This window comes from Paraburkholderia sp. 22098, from assembly GCF_052045935.1.
Taxonomy (GTDB): domain Bacteria; phylum Pseudomonadota; class Gammaproteobacteria; order Burkholderiales; family Burkholderiaceae; genus Paraburkholderia; species Paraburkholderia caledonica.
The window spans coordinates 69649-88431 of record NZ_JBQEPV010000022.1 but is presented as its reverse complement, the minus strand read 5'-3'; the positions used below and the strand labels follow the sequence as shown (position 1 = coordinate 88431).

The 18783-nt window shown below is 63.0% G+C and carries 17 protein-coding genes; 9 read left to right on the top strand and 8 right to left on the bottom strand.

All coding sequences use genetic code 11. The features are described 5' to 3' along the window. Positions 1-89: 89 nt before the first annotated feature. Genes ACTJLB_RS30845 through ACTJLB_RS30835 form a run of 3 tightly spaced genes read right to left on the bottom strand, consistent with a single transcriptional unit; the run spans position 90 to position 1513 of the window. Positions 90-812: a lysozyme inhibitor LprI family protein gene (locus tag ACTJLB_RS30845; RefSeq protein ID WP_440785501.1), complete on the bottom strand. Its 723-nt coding sequence runs from the start codon at positions 810-812 to the stop codon at positions 90-92. Between the two features lie 22 nt (positions 813-834). Further along, positions 835-1131, bottom strand: a complete 297-nt coding sequence (locus ACTJLB_RS30840) for a lysozyme (protein WP_440785500.1) — start codon at positions 1129-1131, stop codon at positions 835-837. After that, positions 1106-1513 carry a hypothetical protein gene (locus ACTJLB_RS30835; protein ID WP_440785499.1) on the bottom strand — a complete coding sequence of 136 codons (408 nt, stop codon included), beginning with the start codon at positions 1511-1513 and terminating at the stop codon, positions 1106-1108. The genes ACTJLB_RS30840 and ACTJLB_RS30835 overlap by 26 nt, the downstream gene beginning before the upstream one ends. Positions 1514-2204: 691 nt before the next feature. On the opposite strand from ACTJLB_RS30835, the gene ACTJLB_RS30830 reads away from it, so the two are divergent. The 3 genes from ACTJLB_RS30830 to ACTJLB_RS30820 all read left to right on the top strand — a co-directional run bounded on the left by ACTJLB_RS30830 (position 2205) and on the right by ACTJLB_RS30820 (position 5627). Continuing rightward, positions 2205-4415, top strand: coding sequence for a VTT domain-containing protein (locus ACTJLB_RS30830; RefSeq protein WP_440785498.1), 2211 nt, complete (start codon positions 2205-2207; stop codon positions 4413-4415). Beyond that, a complete protein-coding gene (locus ACTJLB_RS30825) occupies positions 4412-5188 on the top strand; it encodes an endonuclease/exonuclease/phosphatase family protein (RefSeq protein WP_020067804.1) in 777 nt (258 codons plus the stop codon). The genes ACTJLB_RS30830 and ACTJLB_RS30825 overlap by 4 nt, the downstream gene beginning before the upstream one ends. Before the next feature lie 130 nt (positions 5189-5318). Then, entirely contained in the window at positions 5319-5627 is a 309-nt protein-coding gene (locus ACTJLB_RS30820) for a hypothetical protein (protein ID WP_204521469.1), read from the top strand. 54 nt (positions 5628-5681) lie between these two features. Here the strand turns inward: ACTJLB_RS30820 and ACTJLB_RS30815 are convergent, their stop codons facing one another. The 3 genes from ACTJLB_RS30815 to ACTJLB_RS30805 all read right to left on the bottom strand — a co-directional run bounded on the left by ACTJLB_RS30815 (position 5682) and on the right by ACTJLB_RS30805 (position 11118). Next, complete coding sequence (locus tag ACTJLB_RS30815; protein ID WP_440785497.1) at positions 5682-7913, bottom strand: DNA-binding protein; 2232 nt, start codon at positions 7911-7913, stop codon at positions 5682-5684. 131 nt (positions 7914-8044) lie between these two features. Next, positions 8045-9415, bottom strand: coding sequence for a PQQ-dependent sugar dehydrogenase (locus ACTJLB_RS30810; RefSeq protein WP_440785496.1), 1371 nt, complete (start codon positions 9413-9415; stop codon positions 8045-8047). 38 nt (positions 9416-9453) lie between these two features. Then, entirely contained in the window at positions 9454-11118 is a 1665-nt protein-coding gene (locus ACTJLB_RS30805; RefSeq protein WP_020067808.1) for an alpha-amylase family protein, read from the bottom strand. A gap of 48 nt (positions 11119-11166) precedes the next feature. Here ACTJLB_RS30805 and ACTJLB_RS30800 point away from each other — a divergent pair, with 48 nt between their 5' ends. The 5 genes from ACTJLB_RS30800 (at position 11167) to ACTJLB_RS30780 (ending at position 16844) form a co-directional block, all read left to right on the top strand. Beyond that, a complete protein-coding gene (locus tag ACTJLB_RS30800; protein ID WP_440785495.1) occupies positions 11167-12741 on the top strand; it encodes an alpha-amylase family glycosyl hydrolase in 1575 nt (524 codons plus the stop codon). 263 nt (positions 12742-13004) lie between these two features. Beyond that, entirely contained in the window at positions 13005-14423 is a 1419-nt protein-coding gene (locus ACTJLB_RS30795; protein ID WP_440785494.1) for an ATP-binding protein, read from the top strand. A gap of 9 nt (positions 14424-14432) precedes the next feature. Continuing rightward, on the top strand, positions 14433-14801 hold the full coding sequence (locus ACTJLB_RS30790; protein ID WP_020067811.1) for a response regulator: 369 nt from the start codon (positions 14433-14435) through the stop codon (positions 14799-14801). Further along, complete coding sequence (locus ACTJLB_RS30785; RefSeq protein WP_440785493.1) at positions 14794-15396, top strand: chemotaxis protein CheC; 603 nt, start codon at positions 14794-14796, stop codon at positions 15394-15396. Before ACTJLB_RS30790 ends, ACTJLB_RS30785 begins: the two co-directional genes overlap by 8 nt. Positions 15397-15452: 56 nt before the next feature. Beyond that, a complete protein-coding gene (locus ACTJLB_RS30780; RefSeq protein WP_440785492.1) occupies positions 15453-16844 on the top strand; it encodes an HD domain-containing phosphohydrolase in 1392 nt (463 codons plus the stop codon). A gap of 36 nt (positions 16845-16880) precedes the next feature. Here the strand turns inward: ACTJLB_RS30780 and ACTJLB_RS30775 are convergent, their stop codons facing one another. Both ACTJLB_RS30775 and ACTJLB_RS30770 read right to left on the bottom strand, forming a co-directional pair. Further along, on the bottom strand, positions 16881-17366 hold the full coding sequence (locus tag ACTJLB_RS30775; protein WP_440785491.1) for a hypothetical protein: 486 nt from the start codon (positions 17364-17366) through the stop codon (positions 16881-16883). Beyond that, positions 17366-17674, bottom strand: a complete 309-nt coding sequence (locus ACTJLB_RS30770) for a DUF6566 family protein (RefSeq protein WP_088173672.1) — start codon at positions 17672-17674, stop codon at positions 17366-17368. Before ACTJLB_RS30770 ends, ACTJLB_RS30775 begins: the two co-directional genes overlap by 1 nt. 166 nt (positions 17675-17840) lie before the next feature. Between ACTJLB_RS30770 and ACTJLB_RS30765 the strand changes: the two genes are divergently transcribed. Further along, positions 17841-18761, top strand: a complete 921-nt coding sequence (locus ACTJLB_RS30765) for a DUF72 domain-containing protein (protein WP_440785490.1) — start codon at positions 17841-17843, stop codon at positions 18759-18761. Positions 18762-18783 lie beyond the last annotated feature (22 nt).

Below are 18783 nucleotides of genomic sequence, written 5' to 3'. Positions count from 1 at the left end.
GTTCGGGCTGGGTCAGAACTTCAATGGGTTCCACGTTAGAGCTGGGCTTAAACATAGGCGTAAGACTACCTCAAAGTTTAAGCGTTACCTCATGTCCGGTTTTCGCCGGGGCCGGCCCAGTCGTTGCATACGTTCCGCACCTTCCTGATCCAGTTGATTTGGTCCAGCCGAACAGGATCCTGATACGAAATCTCCTTTGAGTCAGTCAGTAGCATCGCGATGTAACCACGATTAACCGTCGCGTCCAGCTTGACCAGGTCCGGATTCTTGCAGATGAGATGCTCGACATTCGTGTTGGCTTTCGTGCAATCGAAACTTTGCTCGGCATTCGTGGGCGTGTGCGTCTGACGCTCGAACACATAGGCCCAGGAGCCATCCAGCAGTACCATTTCATCCGGCGAACTGTAGATCATTGCCGAACGTAATGCTGAGCAGAGCGGCGCGTCAGCCTCGCCGAGAATATGAGTATCGGTTAGCACATCACCTTTCGCACGAAACTTGGTGCTCAGAAAAGCATTGAATTTATTTCGCGAGCCGAATGAGTGGGAGATGACCGGGTCGACGTAGAAGTTCACCCTCTTGTTGACTTTCACGCTGCAATCGTGGCCGGTATAGTGAAACACGAACGCGCTGCCGTCGAATGTCAGAAAACCCGCTGTCAGCGGATTGACTGGAAATGGGAGACTGTGTGAGTCGTGTCCGTGCTCGAATTGCGCAGCCCCTGTCATTCGATATATGTCTTGCGCTACCGCGTGAATCGGCGACAGAAGTGCCGACATCACGAGAAGCAGACACAGCTTAAGTTTCTTCATGGCTTATATAAACATCGTTCGTTTAGTGGTTCGAATTGTAAGTGCCCAAGCAGAACATGTCGTGCTCTCGTTCTCGCCGCGTCCTGTTTTCGATGTCCAGAAACTCGACGGGGGCACCGGTATAGTCTCCGCTATTGAGTTTTCGACATAGACTGGGGGCCTTGCTGAGGCTGCCCATGTTAAAGGCGAGCGAAACAAGCGCATCGTATTCATGCTGATAAAGCGGTACGCTGATTGCATTCTTGACACGTCCCTCGATCACTGCGACGTCATTGTTGAACAACGTCTGTGCTTCAGCGATGGTTATCGTGCTCGACATCGCGACGTGTCCATTTGCGGCGCAACATATGGCGGGTATCGGCACCGACGTTCACGCGCCCGGTATCGCCTGTTGCGCCGGCGCGGAAAGTGCCGATGCCCGCAACCTGGATCGCGACGGTGCCCGATGTGCCGACGATCTGCGCCAGGTCGAGCTGCGCGGCACTCGCCGGGTCCTGCAGGAAGTCCGGGTTTTCAACCTCGGTTTCCACGATGTATTCGAACAGCTCGCCCACCGCCTCGCGTCCTCGCAGACTGCGGACCGTCAGCATCGGCTCCCGGGTTTCGATGCGCTGCCGGCTGCGGTAATCGACGCCGACGATTTCGGGAAGCGCGGCCCCGCTGAACGTGAGGGTGCGCGTTTGCGTCGTCCACCGGGTCATGCGTGCCTCGCTTCAGCGGGTCGGGGAACCGTGGGAAGCGGCTTGCCCGTCCACTGCGTCTGCGCATCGCCGGTCGTGCCCGGCGTACGCGGCTGGATAAGCCACGACATTGTCAGCCCCCTCCAAAAGTTATGTTTCATATGCCTCTGGCTGCCCAGACATTTTGGAATCCTACTAAATGTCTCTACGACGCCCCCCTTTCCAGTGTTGGCTCGCCTCTGCATGTTTGAATCGACCCCGGCCTTTACCGCTTAGCAGCAACCACCAAAAGGAACATCAACCCAAACGCTCGCCCACAAAAAACGACCCGTGGACGCGGCCGCTCACCTATTCGCGCCCGAATCACTCTAGAACAGATCCAATCCCATCCGCACGCTGAAGCCACCCACCCCTGCAAATTCAGAAAATTCCCCACGGCATCGTCCGAAAATCTGACGCCATACAAGACTGATCGCCATCAACCTCCGATACACAACGACTCGCGCAACATCGCGCGCCACTCCAGCGCAAAACGCCGAAATCCTCGCGACTGAAAAAACAGCGCCCACCGCCGCCAAAATTTCAAACCTTACAAAGCGCAACTACAAGCCGCGCCCCAGCTGACAACCGAAAACGGCTGACAGCAGCGCCCCCCGCGCCATGGAATGCCACTTGCATCCGCATATACCCACTGACAGTCGCACGGACCACCATGAGTGAACCTGACCCGATAGAATCCGATCTGCTCGATGCGCCGTCGCCGTCGCGAGACACCGCCGACGCGCCGCCCGCCGTCCCGAACGGCGAGGTGATGGACACCCGCTCGACCTGCGAATGGATTCTGAAGGCGCACCGCGCGAGCGTGTTGATCGACGCCGCCTCCTACTATGCGGTGTTGCGCGAGATGATTCCGCGCGCACGTCATTCGATTTTCATCCTGGGATGGGATATCGACAGCCGCATCGAACTCGTCCCCGGCGGCGTCGACGACGGCTTTCCGCCTAAACTCTCCGAGTTCCTGTGCGCCGTGCTCGACGCGAATCCGCAGTTGCGCATCTATCTGCTCGGCTGGGATTTCGCGATGCTGTACGCATTCGAGCGCGAATGGCTGCCGTCCTACAAGCCCGCGTGGCACGCGCATCGGCGCCTCTGGTTCCGGCTGGACGGGCGTCATCCGCTGGGTGCGTCGCATCACCAGAAAATCGTCGTGATCGACGACAGCCTCGCGTTCACCGGCGGCATCGACCTCACCGGTTCGCGTTGGGACACGCCCGAACATCGGCCGGACGATCCGCTGCGCAAAAACCTCGGCAAGACGAGTTACGAGCCGATGCACGACGCGCAACTGATGTTCGACGGCCCCGCTGCCGCCGCCATCGCGCATCTGGCCCGCGAACGCTGGCGCCGCTCGCGCCGCAGCAGCAAGGCCGGCCGCCCGTTCAACGGCAAGCCGCCGCCGCGAACCGATTTGTGGCCGTCGCGCATCGAACCCGATTTCGCCGATATCGACCTGGGCATTTCTCTCACTGAGCCTGCGTACGACGGCAGGCCCGCGATCCAGCAGGTGAAGGCGTTGCATCTGGCTACCGTGGCCGCCGCGCGCCGCAATATCTATGTCGAGAATCAGTATTTCACGGCGAATTCGGTCGGCTCGGCGCTGCAAAAACGCATCGCTGAAGAAAACGGCCCCGACCTTGCCGTAGTCTGCCCTTACCGGCAAAGCGGCTGGCTCCAGGAAGCGACAATGGGGGTTCTGCGTGCGCGTCTGCACAAGCTGCTTGAGGCCGCGGATAGCAACGGCCGCTATGCCATGTATGCGCCGGCCGTCGATGCGCCGAACGGCCGGTTCATCAACGTGCACAGCAAGATCATGATCGCCGACGACCGTTTGCTCGTGATCGGCAGTGCGAATCTGAACAACCGCTCGATGGTGCTCGACTCCGAGTGCTGCATCGTGATCGACGCGCGCGACAATCCGCTCAGGCAAGCAGCGATTGCACGCATTCGCAACCGGTTGCTCGCCGAACATCTCGATTCGAGCGAGGCAGACGTGGAGCAGGCGCTCGCGCGCCATGGGCGTCTCAACGCGGCCATCGCGAGCCTGAAAGGACATTCGGCGCGCACGCTTGTACCGTTGACGCCGGAGGTGCCGCCCGAGCTGCGCGACATCGCCGATCGGGTTCACGTTCTCGATCCCGAAGCGCCGATCGAGGCCAATGAACTGCTCGCGCAATTCCTGCCCGAGCCCACGCGTCGTCCCGTCATCGCGAAACTGCTGGTGCTCGGCGCGCTCGCGCTCGGCGTCGTCGCGCTGACCATTGCCTGGCGCTTCACGCCGTTCGGTCATGAATTGAGCTTCGCCAAACTGACCGCCGACGCACAACGGCTCGCCGCAACGCATTTCGGTCCGATTGCCGTAGTCGCGATGTACGCAGTGGCCGCTCTGCTGTCGGTGCCGGTCACCTTGCTGATCGCCGTAACCGGCCTGGTGTTCGGCGCGATAGCCGGGGCCGCCTACGCGCTCGCCGGGACGCTGATCGCCGCGGCGGCGGGCTGGGCCGCAGGCGCCTGGCTCGGTCGCGACGCCGTGCGCGAACTGGCTGGCGAACGCCTGAATCAGCTCAGCGAACGGCTGCGCAGCAAAGGGCTGGTCGCAATGATCCTGCTGCGGCTCGTGCCGGTTGCGCCGTTTTCGATCGTGAATCTCGCGGCGGGCGCATCGCATATCCGCTTTTGGGACTTCATGGCGGGCACTGCGATCGGCATGGCGCCAGGCGTGGTGCTCGCGACGTCGTTCGCCCGTCAACTGGTGACGGCGCTCACGCATCCGACGCCGCTTTCCTTGCTGCTCGTCGCCGCGATCGGCGTCGCACTCGTCTCGATGTCGCTTGTCCTGCGGCGCGTGCTGATGAGGCGCCAATGACCGGCCGCGCGAACGATACAGTGACGCTCGACGAAGCGCAGCCGGCGCCGCGTGTGCGAACGATGCCGGCACATTCGAGCGATGCGGGCGAGCCGCTGCGCATCGCCACGTACAACATTCACGGGGCTGTGGGCACGGACGGCAAACGCTCGGCGGCCCGTATCGCGCAAGTGATCACGGCTCTTAAGGCGGATGTGGTCGCGTTGCAGGAAGTGCCGCTCGGCGGCGCGGCGAGCATCGACGTGCTCCGTGAATTGCAGGATCTGACCGGCATGCACGCGGTGCCGGGGCCGACGCTCGACGGTCCCGACCGGCGCTTCGGCAACGCGGTGCTGACGAATCTCCCGGTACGAGCCGTGCGCACGCTTGACCTGTCGTTCGGCAGCCGGGAAGCGCGCGGCGCGCTCGACGTCGACATAGAAACGGGCCGTGGCGTGATGCGCATTGTCGCGACGCATCTGGGCCTGTCGGCGCGCGAACGCCGCGCGCAGGTGCGGCTGCTGCTGGAAGCGTTCGATACGCCCGATCTCCCCGTCATCCTGCTCGGCGATCTGAATGAATGGTTCGTTTGGGGATGGCCGCTGCGCGCCCTTCTCACGCGTTTCGGGCGGGTGGCCGCGCCGCGCACGTTTCCTTCGCGCTTTCCGACTTTTGCACTGGACCGCGTGTGGGTGCATCCGGCCGCGCGTCTCGTCGATATCGAGGTGGATCGGAGCAAGCCCGCGCGAATCGCGTCGGATCATCTGCCGCTCGTCGCGCGCGTGTTGCGCTGAGCCGGTCCGCCGTTCGCAACGGTTGCAGGCGAGGCCTGATGGAACGGCGCGTGCTGCGTCTGCGGTACGCATTGCACGCAAATGTCGTTCGTGCGCCGTTTCGAACGACTCCAGCCAAGGAGATGACCCCATGACCGACCACCAGGACGCTTCTTCCTCTTCTTCGAACAACGACCCCGCCACGCCGCCCTCGCCGAACACGCCTTCGCAAGAGGGGTTGTCGGGGCCGGGGCCGGCTCAGCCACGAGCGGTGCCGACGCCCGCGCCGGGCACGCCGCGCACGCCGGGCGGCAATCGGCTCAACGCAATCGACGAAGCCGACGCCGACAAGGTCGTGCCAAAAAATCCAGAAGAGACGCAACTGCGCGACACGACCTCGCCGCCGGGCGCGGGCAGTCACAGCGTCGACGACGAAGGCTCGCCGCCCAAGCCGTTATAAGCACGCGGCCCTGCCTGACGCGCCGACGCCCCGACGCCCCGACGCCCCGACGCGTCAGGCTTCGATCTTCGATATGACCGCGGTTGCCGGATCGTACCGATAGCCCTTCTGTTCGAGGCGCTCGGCGAGCGTCGCGCTGATGAGCTTTTGCTGCGCGTCGCGCGACACCAGATCGTGGTCCGGCTTCAGCCGTTCAAGCTCGGACGACAGCCGCCGTAGAAGCGCGACCTCCGCCGCGCTGCGCGCGTCGAGGAAGGTCACCTTCTGATTCGTTGCGCTGAGCCGCTGCTTGAGTTCCTTGGCGTGCGCGACCCACTGCTCGGCCAGCGTACGAAGTTCGCTGTACGCCTTCTCGTGGGCCTTCGCCTGAGTGGACATCTGACGGCGCAGCGACGCGATTTCGTCGGCCATCACCGCTTCCTTCGATTCGGAGACCGGCGACAGGCTATCCGGCGACGGGCTATCCGGCGACAGGGGCTGTTGCTGGGCCTGTTCCAGTCGCTGCGCATGTGCTGTTTCGAGTTCGGCAAGCTGGCGCTCGAGATCTGCGGCGCGCTGTTCGGCCGCCTCTGCGCGGCTCGCCGCCGACGATGCCTGCTCTGCGAGCCGGCTGGTCTCCGCCGTCGCGGTCGCATTGGCTTCGCTCAGGGCGACGAGCTGTTCGCGGGCAGCATCGAGTTCCTGCTGCACACGTTCGACCTCGGCGCGCTGGGCGGCTGCTTCGTCGCCGTGAGCCGAGTTCGCCTCGCGGTGTGCCGCCAGTTCGGCGCGGGCCTGATCCAGTTCGGTCTGCAACGCCGCAAGCTGCGCGAGGCTTTCGCTTGCCTGTAACGCGGCGTCCTGCGCACGCGACGACGCCGCGCTGGATTCGTCCGCCCATTTCTGCACTTCGCGTGCGTGTGTCTGACCGGCTTCACCGAGCGTGGCCGCCTCGTGGCGCGCGGCATCGCGCTCTTCAATAAGACGCGCGATCTCCTCGTCCTTGGCGACAGTGGCGTTGCTCAACGCTTCGCGCGCCTGACGTTCTTCGTTCAGGGATGTTTCGACGGCTTGCAGCCTGGCTTGTGCTGCCGACGCGCGTTCTTCCGCCTCTGCAATGCGTGCTTGCGCCGCCGAAGCGTGTTCCTCGGCGCTTTCTTCAGCGTGGGCAATGCGCGCTTGCGCTGTCGACGCGCTCTCTTCGGCTTCTGCGGCTCGCGCCGCCGCACCGGCTGCACGCTCCTCTGCCTCTGCAATGCGCGCCTCTGCTGCCGAGGCGCGTTCGTCGGCCTGCGCGATGCCCGCTTGCGCCGCTAATGCGCGTTCGTCAGCCTCTGCCACGCGCGCTTGCGCGGTCGTTGCGCGCTCTTCGGCTTGCGCGACACGCGTCTCTGCCGTGGCTGCCAGCTCGTCTGCCTGTGCAACACGCGCCTCTGCTGCCGCCGCACGTTCTTCCACTTCCCTGATGCGCCGTCCGGCGTCCGCTGCCCGCTCTTCGGCCTGGACGACCTGCGCCTCTGCATTCGAAGACCGCTCCTCGGCCTCTACAACCCGCAATTCCGCAGTCGAAGCACGCTCCTCAGCCTGTGCAATACGCGCCTCCGCAGTCAAGGCCCGTTCCTCGGCCTGTGCCACATGCGCCTCCGCGGTCGAAGCCCGCTCCTCGGCCTCCACGACATGCGCCTCCGCAGCCGCCGCACGCTGCTCGGCCTCTGCGATGCGCGCCTCGGCCGCCGCTTCGCGCTCCTCGGTCTGGGCCACGCGCACTTCCGCCTCCGCGGTGCGGTCCTCGAGTTCGGCGACGCGCTCCTCAGCAGCTTTCGCCCGGTCCCTCAACCCCGACAGTTCCGTCGCGAGGCGATTCACCGCGTCTTCCGAAATGCTCAGCGCGTTCGTGAGCGTCGCGACGCGCTCGCGCGCCAACTCGGCTTCGGCCAGCGTGTTCTGATATTCGACCAGCGCCTCGTCACGCTCCGCGGCAATCGCACCGGCGTGCTCACTTGCCACGGCAAGACGCTGATTGACGACGCGCTCGGCTTCCTCGCGGGCGCTCGCCCACACGTTGCCCGCGGCGTTCAGCATGGTTTGGGCAACGTCTTCCGGCAAGCCGGCCGCGACAGGCGCAGCCTCCGGCGCGGGTTGCCTCGCTGCGCGCCAGCGCTCCAGAGCCGCGGACACGGCGACGATCGAGCCGCTGCGCACCTCTGTCCAGACCGCCAGCGCCGAAACTTTCTTGCCTTCGCCAACCATGCGGTCTGCAATGTGAGCCACCCGTTCATCGGTGACGGTGTCTGTTTCCATGGACATGAACGCCTCGAAATTCAAAGTAAGCAGGCGGAGATCAGGCCTTCCGCGCCGTCGGTAGTGGGCGGTATTTTACCGGGCAATTCCGGCAGGCCCCGAATGCGGCGCCGCCGTGTTGCGTTCGCGCTTCATCGTCAGTTGCCGCTGTAAACGACTTTCCAAACGACGTTACCGACGTCGTCGGCGACATACAACGCGCCCGCCTTGTCGACGGCCACACCGACCGGCCGCCCCAACGCATGCCCGTCCGCGCTCAGGAAGCCGCTGAGAAACGTCTCTGGCATCCCTGCTGGCCGCCCGTCGGCGAACGGCACGAAAATGACCTTATAGCCGCTGTGCTGCTTGCGATTCCATGACCCATGCTGGCCGACAAATGCGCCGCCCCAGTAGTGCCGTGGAAAACTTCTGCCGGTATAGAACGCCAGTCCGAGCGACGCGGTGTGGTTGCCAAGCGCATAGTCCGGCGTGAGCGCGCTCGCCACCTTGTCGGGGCGCTGCTCCTTCACGCGCGTATCGACATGTTGCCCATAGTAGCTATAGGGAAATCCGTAGAAGCCGCCGTCTTTCACAGCGGTCATGTAGTCGGGCACGAGGTCGTCGCCCAGTTCGTCGCGCTCGTTGACCGCGGCCCACAGCGCGCCGCTATCGGGTTGCCAGTCCATTCCGTTCGGATTGCGAAGGCCTGACGCGAATACGCGCGACTGCCCGCTCGCAAGCGTCAGTTCCAGGATGAGCGCTCGACCCTCTTCGGCCTGAATGCCGTTCTCCGCGACGTTGCTGTTCGAGCCGACCGTGACATACAGGCGCTGTCCGTCGCGGCTCGCCACGACATTCTTGGTCCAGTGATGATTGATCGGCCCCGCCGGCAGGTCGGCTATCTTCTCGGGCGCCGCAGTGATGTGCGTGTCGCCGGCGTGATACGGAAAGCGCAGTAGCGCGTCGGTGTCGGCGACGTAAAGGTAGTCGCCGACGAGCGCCATGCCGAACGGCGAGTGAAGCCCCGAGAGAAACACACTGCGGCTTTGTGCGCTGTCGCCCTCGCCGTGCAGCAGCACGATCCGATCGGGGCTCGGCACGCCCGCGCCCGCGCGCTTCATCACCTGCTTCATCACCTGTTTGCGGATCCAGCCGACAATGCCCTGATCCTCGTCGTGCTGAGCCGGTGCATTGCTCTCGGCGACCAGCAGATCGCCGTTCGGCAGCGGATACACCCAGCGCGGATGGTCGAGCCCGCTCGCGAACGCCGTCACCTTGAAACCTTGCGGCGCAACGGGCACGCTTTGGCTGTCGCGCGCCTGAACGGGCGCGATGTTCACTGTCGGGAACAGCGACGTTTGCGGTGTGGGCAGTGGCGGATGCGGGCCCAGCCCGGTGTCGCCGATATCGACCGTACCGGACGCACAGGCCGCGAGACTTAAAGTGAGAGTCAGCGAGAGACCCAGTGCGAGCATCCCGGCAGACCGGCCCAGGCGCGCTTTGCTACATCCGGCGTCGTGATTATTCATTGCATTCGCCTTGCATGTTGCGGACTCCGTAACTGTGTCTAGATCTCGCTGCGCCTCAACAGATAATCGAGCCCGCCGACCCGATACCATCGGTAGCCATACGGTTCGAGTACGACCGCGTGACGGCCGTCGTCCTGCTCCTCGCTGTGCTCGTCGGAGAGAAGGTTGATGAGCCGGTTCTGGCCCGGCTCGTTGCAGCCGGAGCGGAATTTCACCGTGCATGCCTCCGCGCCGAAGTTGTGCAGGCACAGAACCGAGTTGTTGCGCCAGTCGAAACGAAGCGCAAGTACGTCGCTTCGCGACGTGCGCAGCACGTCGAAGTCGCCCCAACTGATTTCGGGCACTTCGCGGCGCATGCGGATCATGCGTTCCATCCAGTTCAGAAACGAGTTCGGATCGCGCCGCTGGCTCGCCACATTCACACGCTCAAAGCCGTAAGCGCCGCCGGTTATCACGCGGCAAGGCGGCTTCGCATGCTTGGTGAAACCGCCTTCCGGTTCCGTCGACCATTGCATTGGCGTGCGCGCGCATTCGCGCTCGGGTAGCCGCAGGTCGTCGCCCATGCCGATCTCGTCGCCGTAACGGAAAACGGGCGTGCCGGGCAAGGTCAGCATCAGGCTGTAGGCAAGCTCGAGCCGCCGCCTGTCGCCCGCGAGCATCGGCGCGAGCCTGCGGCGGATGCCGCGCTCGTACAGTTGCATGTCGGGCTCGGGCGCGAACGCCGCGAACACGGCTTCGCGTTGTTCGGGCGTGAGACGGCCGAGATCGAGCTCGTCGTGATTGCGCAGGAACACGCCCCACTGCGCGGTCGCCGGGCGTGGTCTGGTCGCCGTGAGCGCCTTTTTCAACGGTGCAGTGTCGCCGGTCGCAAGCGCGTAGAACGTGTTCTGATTGAGCTGGAAGTTGAACATCATCTGCAGGCGTTCGCCTTCGTCGCCGAAATACTCAAGATCGGTATCCGGCAGCACGTTGGCTTCCGCGAGGATGATCGCATCGCCCTGACGCCATTGCAGGAACTCGCGAAACTCACGCAACATGTCGTATTGCTCGACGGGCTCGCGCACCTTCGGGCCTTTCGTGGCGATGACGAAAGGCACGGCGTCCATGCGGAATCCCGACACGCCGAGCTGAATCCAGAAGCCCATGATCTTCAGCAATTCGGCTCGCACATACGGATTCGCGGTGTTCAGGTCAGGCTGGAATTCGTAGAAGCGATGGAAATACCAGCGCTTCGCCTGCTTGTCGAAAGTCCACGTCGATTTCTGCACGCCGGGAAACACTACGCCGTCTTTCGCATTCGGCGGCTGCTTGTCGGACCAGACATACCAGTCGCGATACTGCGAATCGGGATCGCTGCGTGCTTCCCGGAACCAGGGGTGCTGATCGGACGTGTGATTGACCACGAGGTCGATCATCACGCGCAAGCCGCGCTCGCGGCACGCATGCGTGAACTCGGAAAAGTCGCCAAGCGTGCCGTACTTCGGATCGACGTTGTAATAGTCGGAGATGTCGTAGCCATTGTCGCGGCCCGGCGAAGGCTGGAAAGGCATCAGCCAGATCGTCGTGACTCCAAGCCCTTGCAGGTAGTCGAGCCGGCGCAGAAGGCCCTGGAAATCGCCGACGCCGTCGCCGTTCGCGTCCATGAACGTGCCCACCGAAAGGCAATAGACGATGGCGTTCTTGTACCAGAGATCGTTGAGCATGCGGTCTTTGAGTGGCACCAAAACAATCGATCGTTGAGGGGAATTGCAATGTCGGAACTGGCATGGTGGCAACGCGGGGCGATCTATCAGGTCTATCCGCGCTCGTTTCAGGACAGCAACGGCGACGGCATCGGCGATCTCGCCGGCATCACTTCGCGTCTTCCGTATCTCGCCGGGCTGGGCATCGACGCAGTCTGGCTTTCGCCGATTTACCCGTCGCCCATGGCCGACTTCGGCTACGACGTCGCCGACTACTGCGATATCGACCCGATGTTCGGCACCCTCGGCGACTTCAAGCAATTCGCGGACCGGGCTCACGAACTGGGCCTGAAGGTGCTGCTCGACTTCGTGCCGAACCATTCGTCGGACCGGCACCCATGGTTCGAGGAAAGCCGCTCGTCACGCGAGAACCCCAAGCGCGACTGGTATTTGTGGCGCGATCCCGCGCCCGATGGCGGCCCGCCGAACAACTGGCTAAGCCGCATGGGCGGCTCCGCGTGGGAGTGGGACGAGCGCACCGGCCAGTACTACTACCACGCGTTTCTGCGCGAGCAGCCGGATCTGAACTGGCGCAACCCGCAGGTGCGCCGGGCCATGGACGACGTGTTGCGGTTCTGGCTCGATCGCGGCGTGGACGGTTTTCGCGTCGACGTGCTGTGGCTGCTGATCAAAGACTCGCAGTTTCGCGACAACCCGCCAAATCCCGCGTATGAGCCGGGCCAGCCGGAGCATCACCGGCAATTGCAGACCTACACCGAAGACCACCCCGAAGTGCATGAGATCGTGCGTTCCATGCGCGCGACGCTCGACGAGTACGGAGAGCGCGTATTGATCGGCGAAATCTATCTGCCCGTTCCACAACTCGTCAGGTATTACGGCGCAAACGGCGATGGCGCGGACATGCCGTTCAACTTCCAGTTGCTGAATGCGGCGTGGAATGCGGGCGAAATCGCACGCATGATCCGCGATTACGACAGCGCATTGCCCGAACATGCCTGGCCCAACTGGGTGCTGGGCAACCATGACAATCCGCGCGTGGCGTCGCGCGTAGGAGCGGCACAGGCACGCGTGGCGGCTGTGCTGCTGCTGACACTGCGCGGCACGCCGACGCTCTACTACGGCGATGAAATCGGCATGACAGACGGCGAGATTCCGCCCGATCAGGTGCAGGACCCGGCCGAGATCCGGCAACCCGGTATCGGCCAGGGACGCGATCCGGAGCGCACGCCGATGCAGTGGGATGCCGCGCTGCCGGGTGCCGGTTTTACAAACGGCAGGTCATGGTTACCGATCTCGACGGACACCAGCGTGCGCGCGCAGGACGGCGACCCATTGAGCATGCTGTCGCTCTATCGCCGGCTACTCGAGTTGCGGCGCAGCAATGCGGCGCTCGTGCAGGGCGCGATCGAAAACGTCGCCGCTTCGGGCGATGTGCTCACTTTTGAGCGTCACTATCGCGGTCAGCGGTTATTTATCGCGCTGAATATGGGTGCAGCGGATGCGGTAATGCAGCCGCGTTCAGGTGTGGTGCTGTTATCGACGCTCGCGGGCCGCGAGGGGCAGGCACTCCCTGAAAGCGGTTATCGTCTGGCCGGTTCGGAGGCGATCATTGCCGCTATCTGAGCTTCACGTTGACTCCTTCACGTTGACTCGCCCGCGCGCACCCTCTTTCGCTGCAGGCCGAAGCGTCGTTAAGGCTTCATCCATCCCCGCGCTGCTGCCCCGCACCGCCCGCCATGCGCTTTGACTCAGGGTAAATACCGCTTAGTCCCGGCGCCGTACGCTCCGTTAATTCACTCATGGCAGCGACGCCTGTCTTCAGGGCATGAGCGCTTGAAGGGCTCGCGATCACACGTTGCCGGCGTTGTCATTCACGGGCCTTCTCGGTGAAAACGAATCTGTCGGAAGCCATTGTCGAGCGGATCAATAGCGGTGTTTTCTCGGTCGACCGCGAGTTGCGTATCCTGACATGGAATCGCTTCATGCAATCGCACAGCGGACGTTCAGCGCAGTCCGTGGTCGGCGAAAACCTGCTCGACACTTTCCCGGAATTGCCGCGGCAGTGGCTTCAAAGAAAGATCGAGGGCGTGTTCGTATTAGGTACGCCCGCTTATTCGTCGTGGGAGCATCGGCCGTATCTGTTCCGCTTCGAGCACTCGCGCCCGATCACCGGCACGATCGACGCAATGCGCCAGAACTGCAGCTTCATCCCAATCGAGGATGAGCACGGCGAAGTGGTCGCGGTCGGCGTCGCGATTGTCGATACGACCGATGTCTGCATCGCGTACGGCGAGCTTCAGGATCGCGAGAAGGCGGTCACCAGCGCACTCGCCGAACTGACCGAGCGCAACGAACAGCTCACCTCGCTCAACGGGGAACTGGAGCACGCGCACCAGCAATTGCTGCAATCGGAAAAACTCGCCGCGATTGGTCAACTTGCGGCGGGCGTCGCGCATGAGATCAACAATCCGGTCGGGTTCGTGCTGTCGAATCTGAACACGCTCGACGGTTATGTGAAGACGCTGATCCGCTATGCAGCGGATATCGAGCGCATGGTAAGTGAGACCGCGCCCGCACTGAAGAACGACATGCGCGCACTCGCGGAACAGGCGGACCTCGACTATTTGCTCGGCGATGCGCCGACGCTCGTACAGGAGTCGAGAGAAGGACTCGCACGCGTGCGCACGATAGTGGTCGATCTGCGCGACTTCTCGCGCATCGACAGCACGCACGTGTGGGAACGCGCCGACATTCACCGCTGCATCGAATCGACGCTCAACATCGTCCATAACGAAGTGAAGTACTGCGCGCATCTCGTCCGCGACTATGCGCAGATTCCGCTCGTGCACTGCATCCCCTCGCAGATCAGCCAGGTGGTGCTCAATCTCGTGGTGAACGCCGCGCAGGCATACGGCAGCAATCACGAGCAGCACGGCGCGCCGCTCGGCACGATCACGGTACGCACCGGCGTCGATCCAGCCGATGCGTCACGCGTGTGGTTCGAAGTCGCCGACGCGGGATGCGGAATTCCGCCCGAGCACCTGAAACGAATCTTCGACCCGTTCTTTACGACGAAGCCCGTTGGTCAGGGGACCGGCCTCGGTTTATCGGTGACCTATGGAATCGTCAACGCGCATCGCGGCACGATTTCGGTGGCCAGCAACTTAGGCTGGGGCACGACGTTTCGCGTGACGCTGCCGGTCGACGGCGCCTTGCGCGAAGACGCCGCCAATCCCGATGTGCTTGCGCAAACCGGTCCGGTGAAGCAAATCGCGCCGACAGCGCAGTTACCGGCAGCCACGTGAGGTGATTCCATGCCATTGCCCGTCCTCGTAGTCGACGATTCGACGCTCGCCCGCAAGCTTTTGATCCGCTCGCTGCCCGAGGGCTGGGACATCGAAATTACTCAGGCATCCGATGGAGCGGCCGCACTCGACCTTTATCGCGCGGGCAAGGCCGCGGTGATGTTTCTCGATCTGACCATGCCGGTAATGAACGGCTTCCAGGTGCTCGAAGCGATCCAGCACGAAGGACTCGACACTTTCGTGATCGTCGTGTCGGCGGACGTGCAGTCCGGCGCTGTCGAGCGCGCAAAGGCGCTCGGCGCGATCGGCTTTGTTGCCAAGCCGGTATCGCCCGAGGCGATCCGGCCGATTCTCGCGGAGTACGGTCTCCATGAATGAACAGACTCTAAACGAAGACCAGCGCGACGCGTTGCAGGAAATCTGCAACGTCGGCATGGGCAAGGCCGCCGCTGCGCTGGCCCAACTGCTCGGCGCGTTCGTTACGCTTGCGGTGCCTGATATCCGGCTCGTCGGCGTCGAGCAGTTGCGGGTCTTGCTGAGCCCACAGGGCGACGGCGAATTGCCGCCCGTGCGCCAGGCGTTCCAGTCCGACATATCCGGCGAAGCGATCGTGCTCGTCGGCAAAGACGGTCAGCGCGAACTGCGACAACTGATGGGACATGACGCCGGCGACCCGGACACGCAGGTTGAAGTGTTGTGCGACATCACGAACCTGCTGGTCGGCGCATGTGTGCGAAGCGTTTTCGAGCAGTTGGGGTGGCATATCTGCTTCTCGCAACCCACGTTGTTGCCGCCTTCCGGGAACAAGCAAGGTGGCCTGGTGCCCGGTGGGCGGTGGCAGATGGCGCTGTTGCTGGAGATTCACTTCACGATGGAGGAAGGCGGCTTCGGCGCGCGCATGGTGCTGCTGCTGCCGGATGCGGCCATTCGCGGAATGATGGAAGCGCTCGACCACTTTCTCGAAGCGCTGTAGTTCGGGCTAATGATGCAACGCGCGCTGCGACGCGAAAATAATCGATGAGGATGACCATGTCTGACCTACAGGCAACCGGCAATTCGACGATCCCCGCCGACCCTTGCATTCAAGCTCTCAAGGCCGATACCTCGCCCGTGCCCACGCTGTTGCTGGTGGACGACGAGCCCGGCGTGATTTCGTCACTCAAACGCTTGCTGCGGCCACTCAAATACGAGGTGCTCAGCGCCAGCAGCGGCGCGGAAGCGCTTACCCTGCTCGAATCCGCGCATGTCGACGTGATCATCTCCGACATGCGCATGCCGAACATGGACGGCGCCGAATTCCTGTCGCGCTCGCGAGCCGTTGCGCCAGATACGATCCGCATCCTGCTTACCGGCTATTCAGAGGTCGAGGCGGTCGTGCGCGCCGTCAACGAAGGTCATGTCTATCACTATCTGCACAAGCCCTGGGACGATCAGGATCTGCTGTTGACGGTTCAGCGCGCGCTGGAACAACTCGCTTTGCAACGCAAGGCCGAGCGGTTAACGTTGCTGTTGCAGGAGCAGAACGACAAGCTGTCGTCGTTCAACATGGAACTCGAACGCGAGGTTCACGCGCGCACTGAAGAGATCCGCCAGACCGTGATGTTTCTCGAAGGTGCCGAGCACGACCTGAAAAGCAACTTCCTGACGATGGTGAAGGTCTGCGCGAACATGGTCGAAATGCGCTGCGGCCTGCCCGGCCATTCAGCACGGATCGGAGAGACAGCAAGGCAGATCGGCGCCGCGCTCGGCCTGAGCGACTACGCGTGCAACGAACTGCTCATGGCGGGATTGCTGCACGGCATCGGCAAGCTATTTCTGCCCGACGCTTTGCTGAAAACGCCGATCGCGAAGCTGCAACCGCAGGAAGCGAAGCTGTACCAGCTTCATCCGCTGCATGGCCAGATGGCGCTCACGCCCGTTTCGCAATTGAGCGCGGTGGAAACCATGATCCGCCACCAGTACGAGCGTTACGATGGACGCGGTACGCCCGATGGCCTCGTCGGCGGATTGATTCCGTTGGGCGCGCGCGTGCTTGCTTTGGCGCGCGACGCCGAAGACTTGCGCATCGGCGTAATTGCACCGCAAAAGATGAGCGACGCGCAGATCATTTCCACAGTGCGCGCGCAGACGGGTATTCGCTACGACCCCGCGATTGCGGAGAAGTACATCGAGTTGCTGATGCAGCATGCCGAATTGACGCCCGAAGGCGTGCCCGACCGCGTGGATGCCTCGAATCTGAAAGAAGGGATGAAACTCGCCGACGATTTGCGCACGTCGCGCGGCACGCTGCTGATGACAAAAGGCAAAGTACTTTCCGCCGAGCAGGTCGCGCAAATCCGGCGCTTTGAAATACACGAGGGCGAGCCTTTCGTGATTCTCGTCGAACGCGCGACGGATGCCCGCAAGGCGCAAGCCGCGTGAACTTTCGCCCCGTCGCGCGGTGCAGCGAATATCAACTCATTCGTCGCGACTTCCGCGGCACAGCGCGGCGGCGGCAAAGCCCGCAGCGAGCGCGGCGTACACGTAAAACATCGAGCGTTTTGACAGATGCGCTTCGAATCCGGGCGTGAATCGGCTCGGCACCGCGTGGTAGTCGACGGCATAGGCAATGGCCGCCGTGGTCGCAGCAGTAGCGGCGACTTCCACGACGCGAGGTTTGCGATTGACGTGGCATTGCCAACGATCGAGCAGTCCTTCGAACAGCACGCCCCAGAAGATAGCCGACGCCTGATGAATCGTCAGACCCGTAAGCGTGAACCTCGCACTCAAGCCGGTTTCAGTGAACGCGCGGCGCGGCCACAAGCAATGAGTGACCGCGTTCAGCGGCGCGTACGGCGTGCTGCCGTCGTTGGTGGCGCGTGCGGCTGCCGTGATGGCGGCGGCGCTGCCCGCCGCGGTGCCCGACACCGTCGCGCGGCATACGAGATTGGCAAGGCGGTTCATCAGCTTTCTCCCGATCCGTGCGCGGAGTCTTCAAGGCCGCGACCGGCGCTGCTTCGATCGACGAGGTAGCAGCCGCGCTCGACCCCGTCGCGCAGTGCCTCGGCTTGTGTCGTCCATTCTGGTGTGACCGGTTCGACATCGGGTAACGCAAACGGCTTTCCGTCGACGGACGCGCCGATTTGCGCGACCCACGCGCCGCGATCGTTCTGCTTCGCACTGACGACGATCTGCACGCCGCGATGCGTCACGCGCAGGGTGCCGTCGCTTTGCGTCTCGATGTCCGTGCTGCGGGAACCGGTGCCATCCATGCGTGCCTCCGAGTGTGTGTGCCAGCCTTGTTCGAGCTACACGGTATCGCCAAATGTGCTGCTCAGTATGTCTATGCAGCAACGCATGTGCCGCGCGATGGCACGACCGTTGCTCGCCCGTATTCGGCAGACTCAAGTCCAGACCCAAGACCCTTCGAGTATTGACGTGAAAAGCACCACAGGCGAGGTTCTCATAGGCATTTCCGGCTGGCGCTATAAAGGATGGCGCGGCACCTTCTATCCCGAAGGGCTGAAACAGGCCACCGAATTGCGGCACGCGTCGGGACTGATGCAGACGATCGAGATCAATGGCACGCACTACAGCCTGCAATCGCTCGACAGTTGGCAGCACTGGTACGACGAAACACCGCCGGGTTTTGTTTTTAGCGTGAAAGGCGCGCGCTATCTGACTCATCTTTTGCGGTTTCGCGACGAAACGGCAACCGTCGCGTGCGCGAATTTTTTCGCGCAAGGACTGCTCGCGCTGAAAGACAAGCTCGGCCCGATACTGTGGCAATTTCCGCCCTCGTTGCGTTTCGATCCGCAGCACATGGAACGTTTCCTGACGCTGCTGCCTCGCGACACGGAAGCGGCGCTGTCGCTCGCGCAGCAGCACGATCAGCGTGTCAAGACGCCGTACCTGGAAATCGACCGCAAGCGCAAACTGCGTCATGCGGTGGAAGTGCGTCATGAGAGCTTCGTCGACCCTGCGTTCATCAAGCTGCTTCGCCGCCATAAGGTCGCGCTCGTCGTGTCGGATTCGACCGAAGCATGGCCGCAGTTCGAAGACCTGAGCGCGGGTTTCGTCTATATCCGGCTGCATGGCACCGAAACCAAATATTCGGGCGAATACTCGGATGCATCGCTTGAACGGTGGGCGCGGAGAATCGAGTCGTGGAGCCGCGGCACTCAGCCCGCCGATGCCCGCCTCGCCGCACCGGATCTGCAGCCGCCACGCGCGGCAACGCGCGACGTGTACTGCTATTTCGACAACGACGCGAAGACGAATGCGCCTTTCGACGCACAACGGTTGATGGAGCGTTTGGACCTGCACGCGCACCAGGGCGACTGCATGAAGGCCGCGTGACGGGCGGCGGCGCCAAGGCGAC

Bases quoted from the DNA above. Each gene is read 5' to 3' on its own strand.
- ACTJLB_RS30820 (WP_204521469.1), top strand. From the start codon at position 5,319: ATGACCGACCACCAGGACGCTTCTTCCTCTTCTTCGAACAACGACCCC.
- ACTJLB_RS30815 (WP_440785497.1), bottom strand. From the start codon at position 7,913: ATGTCCATGGAAACAGACACCGTCACCGATGAACGGGTGGCTCACATT.
- ACTJLB_RS30800 (WP_440785495.1), top strand. From the start codon at position 11,167: ATGTCGGAACTGGCATGGTGGCAACGCGGGGCGATCTATCAGGTCTAT.
- ACTJLB_RS30810 (WP_440785496.1), bottom strand. From the start codon at position 9,415: ATGAATAATCACGACGCCGGATGTAGCAAAGCGCGCCTGGGCCGGTCT.
- ACTJLB_RS30825 (WP_020067804.1), top strand. From the start codon at position 4,412: ATGACCGGCCGCGCGAACGATACAGTGACGCTCGACGAAGCGCAGCCG.
- ACTJLB_RS30780 (WP_440785492.1), top strand. From the start codon at position 15,453: ATGTCTGACCTACAGGCAACCGGCAATTCGACGATCCCCGCCGACCCT.
- ACTJLB_RS30835 (WP_440785499.1), bottom strand. From the start codon at position 1,513: ATGACCCGGTGGACGACGCAAACGCGCACCCTCACGTTCAGCGGGGCC.
- ACTJLB_RS30845 (WP_440785501.1), bottom strand. From the start codon at position 812: ATGAAGAAACTTAAGCTGTGTCTGCTTCTCGTGATGTCGGCACTTCTG.
- ACTJLB_RS30805 (WP_020067808.1), bottom strand. From the start codon at position 11,118: ATGCTCAACGATCTCTGGTACAAGAACGCCATCGTCTATTGCCTTTCG.
- ACTJLB_RS30785 (WP_440785493.1), top strand. From the start codon at position 14,794: ATGAATGAACAGACTCTAAACGAAGACCAGCGCGACGCGTTGCAGGAA.
- ACTJLB_RS30840 (WP_440785500.1), bottom strand. From the start codon at position 1,131: ATGTCGAGCACGATAACCATCGCTGAAGCACAGACGTTGTTCAACAAT.
- ACTJLB_RS30790 (WP_020067811.1), top strand. From the start codon at position 14,433: ATGCCATTGCCCGTCCTCGTAGTCGACGATTCGACGCTCGCCCGCAAG.
- ACTJLB_RS30770 (WP_088173672.1), bottom strand. From the start codon at position 17,674: ATGGATGGCACCGGTTCCCGCAGCACGGACATCGAGACGCAAAGCGAC.
- ACTJLB_RS30775 (WP_440785491.1), bottom strand. From the start codon at position 17,366: ATGAACCGCCTTGCCAATCTCGTATGCCGCGCGACGGTGTCGGGCACC.
- ACTJLB_RS30830 (WP_440785498.1), top strand. From the start codon at position 2,205: ATGAGTGAACCTGACCCGATAGAATCCGATCTGCTCGATGCGCCGTCG.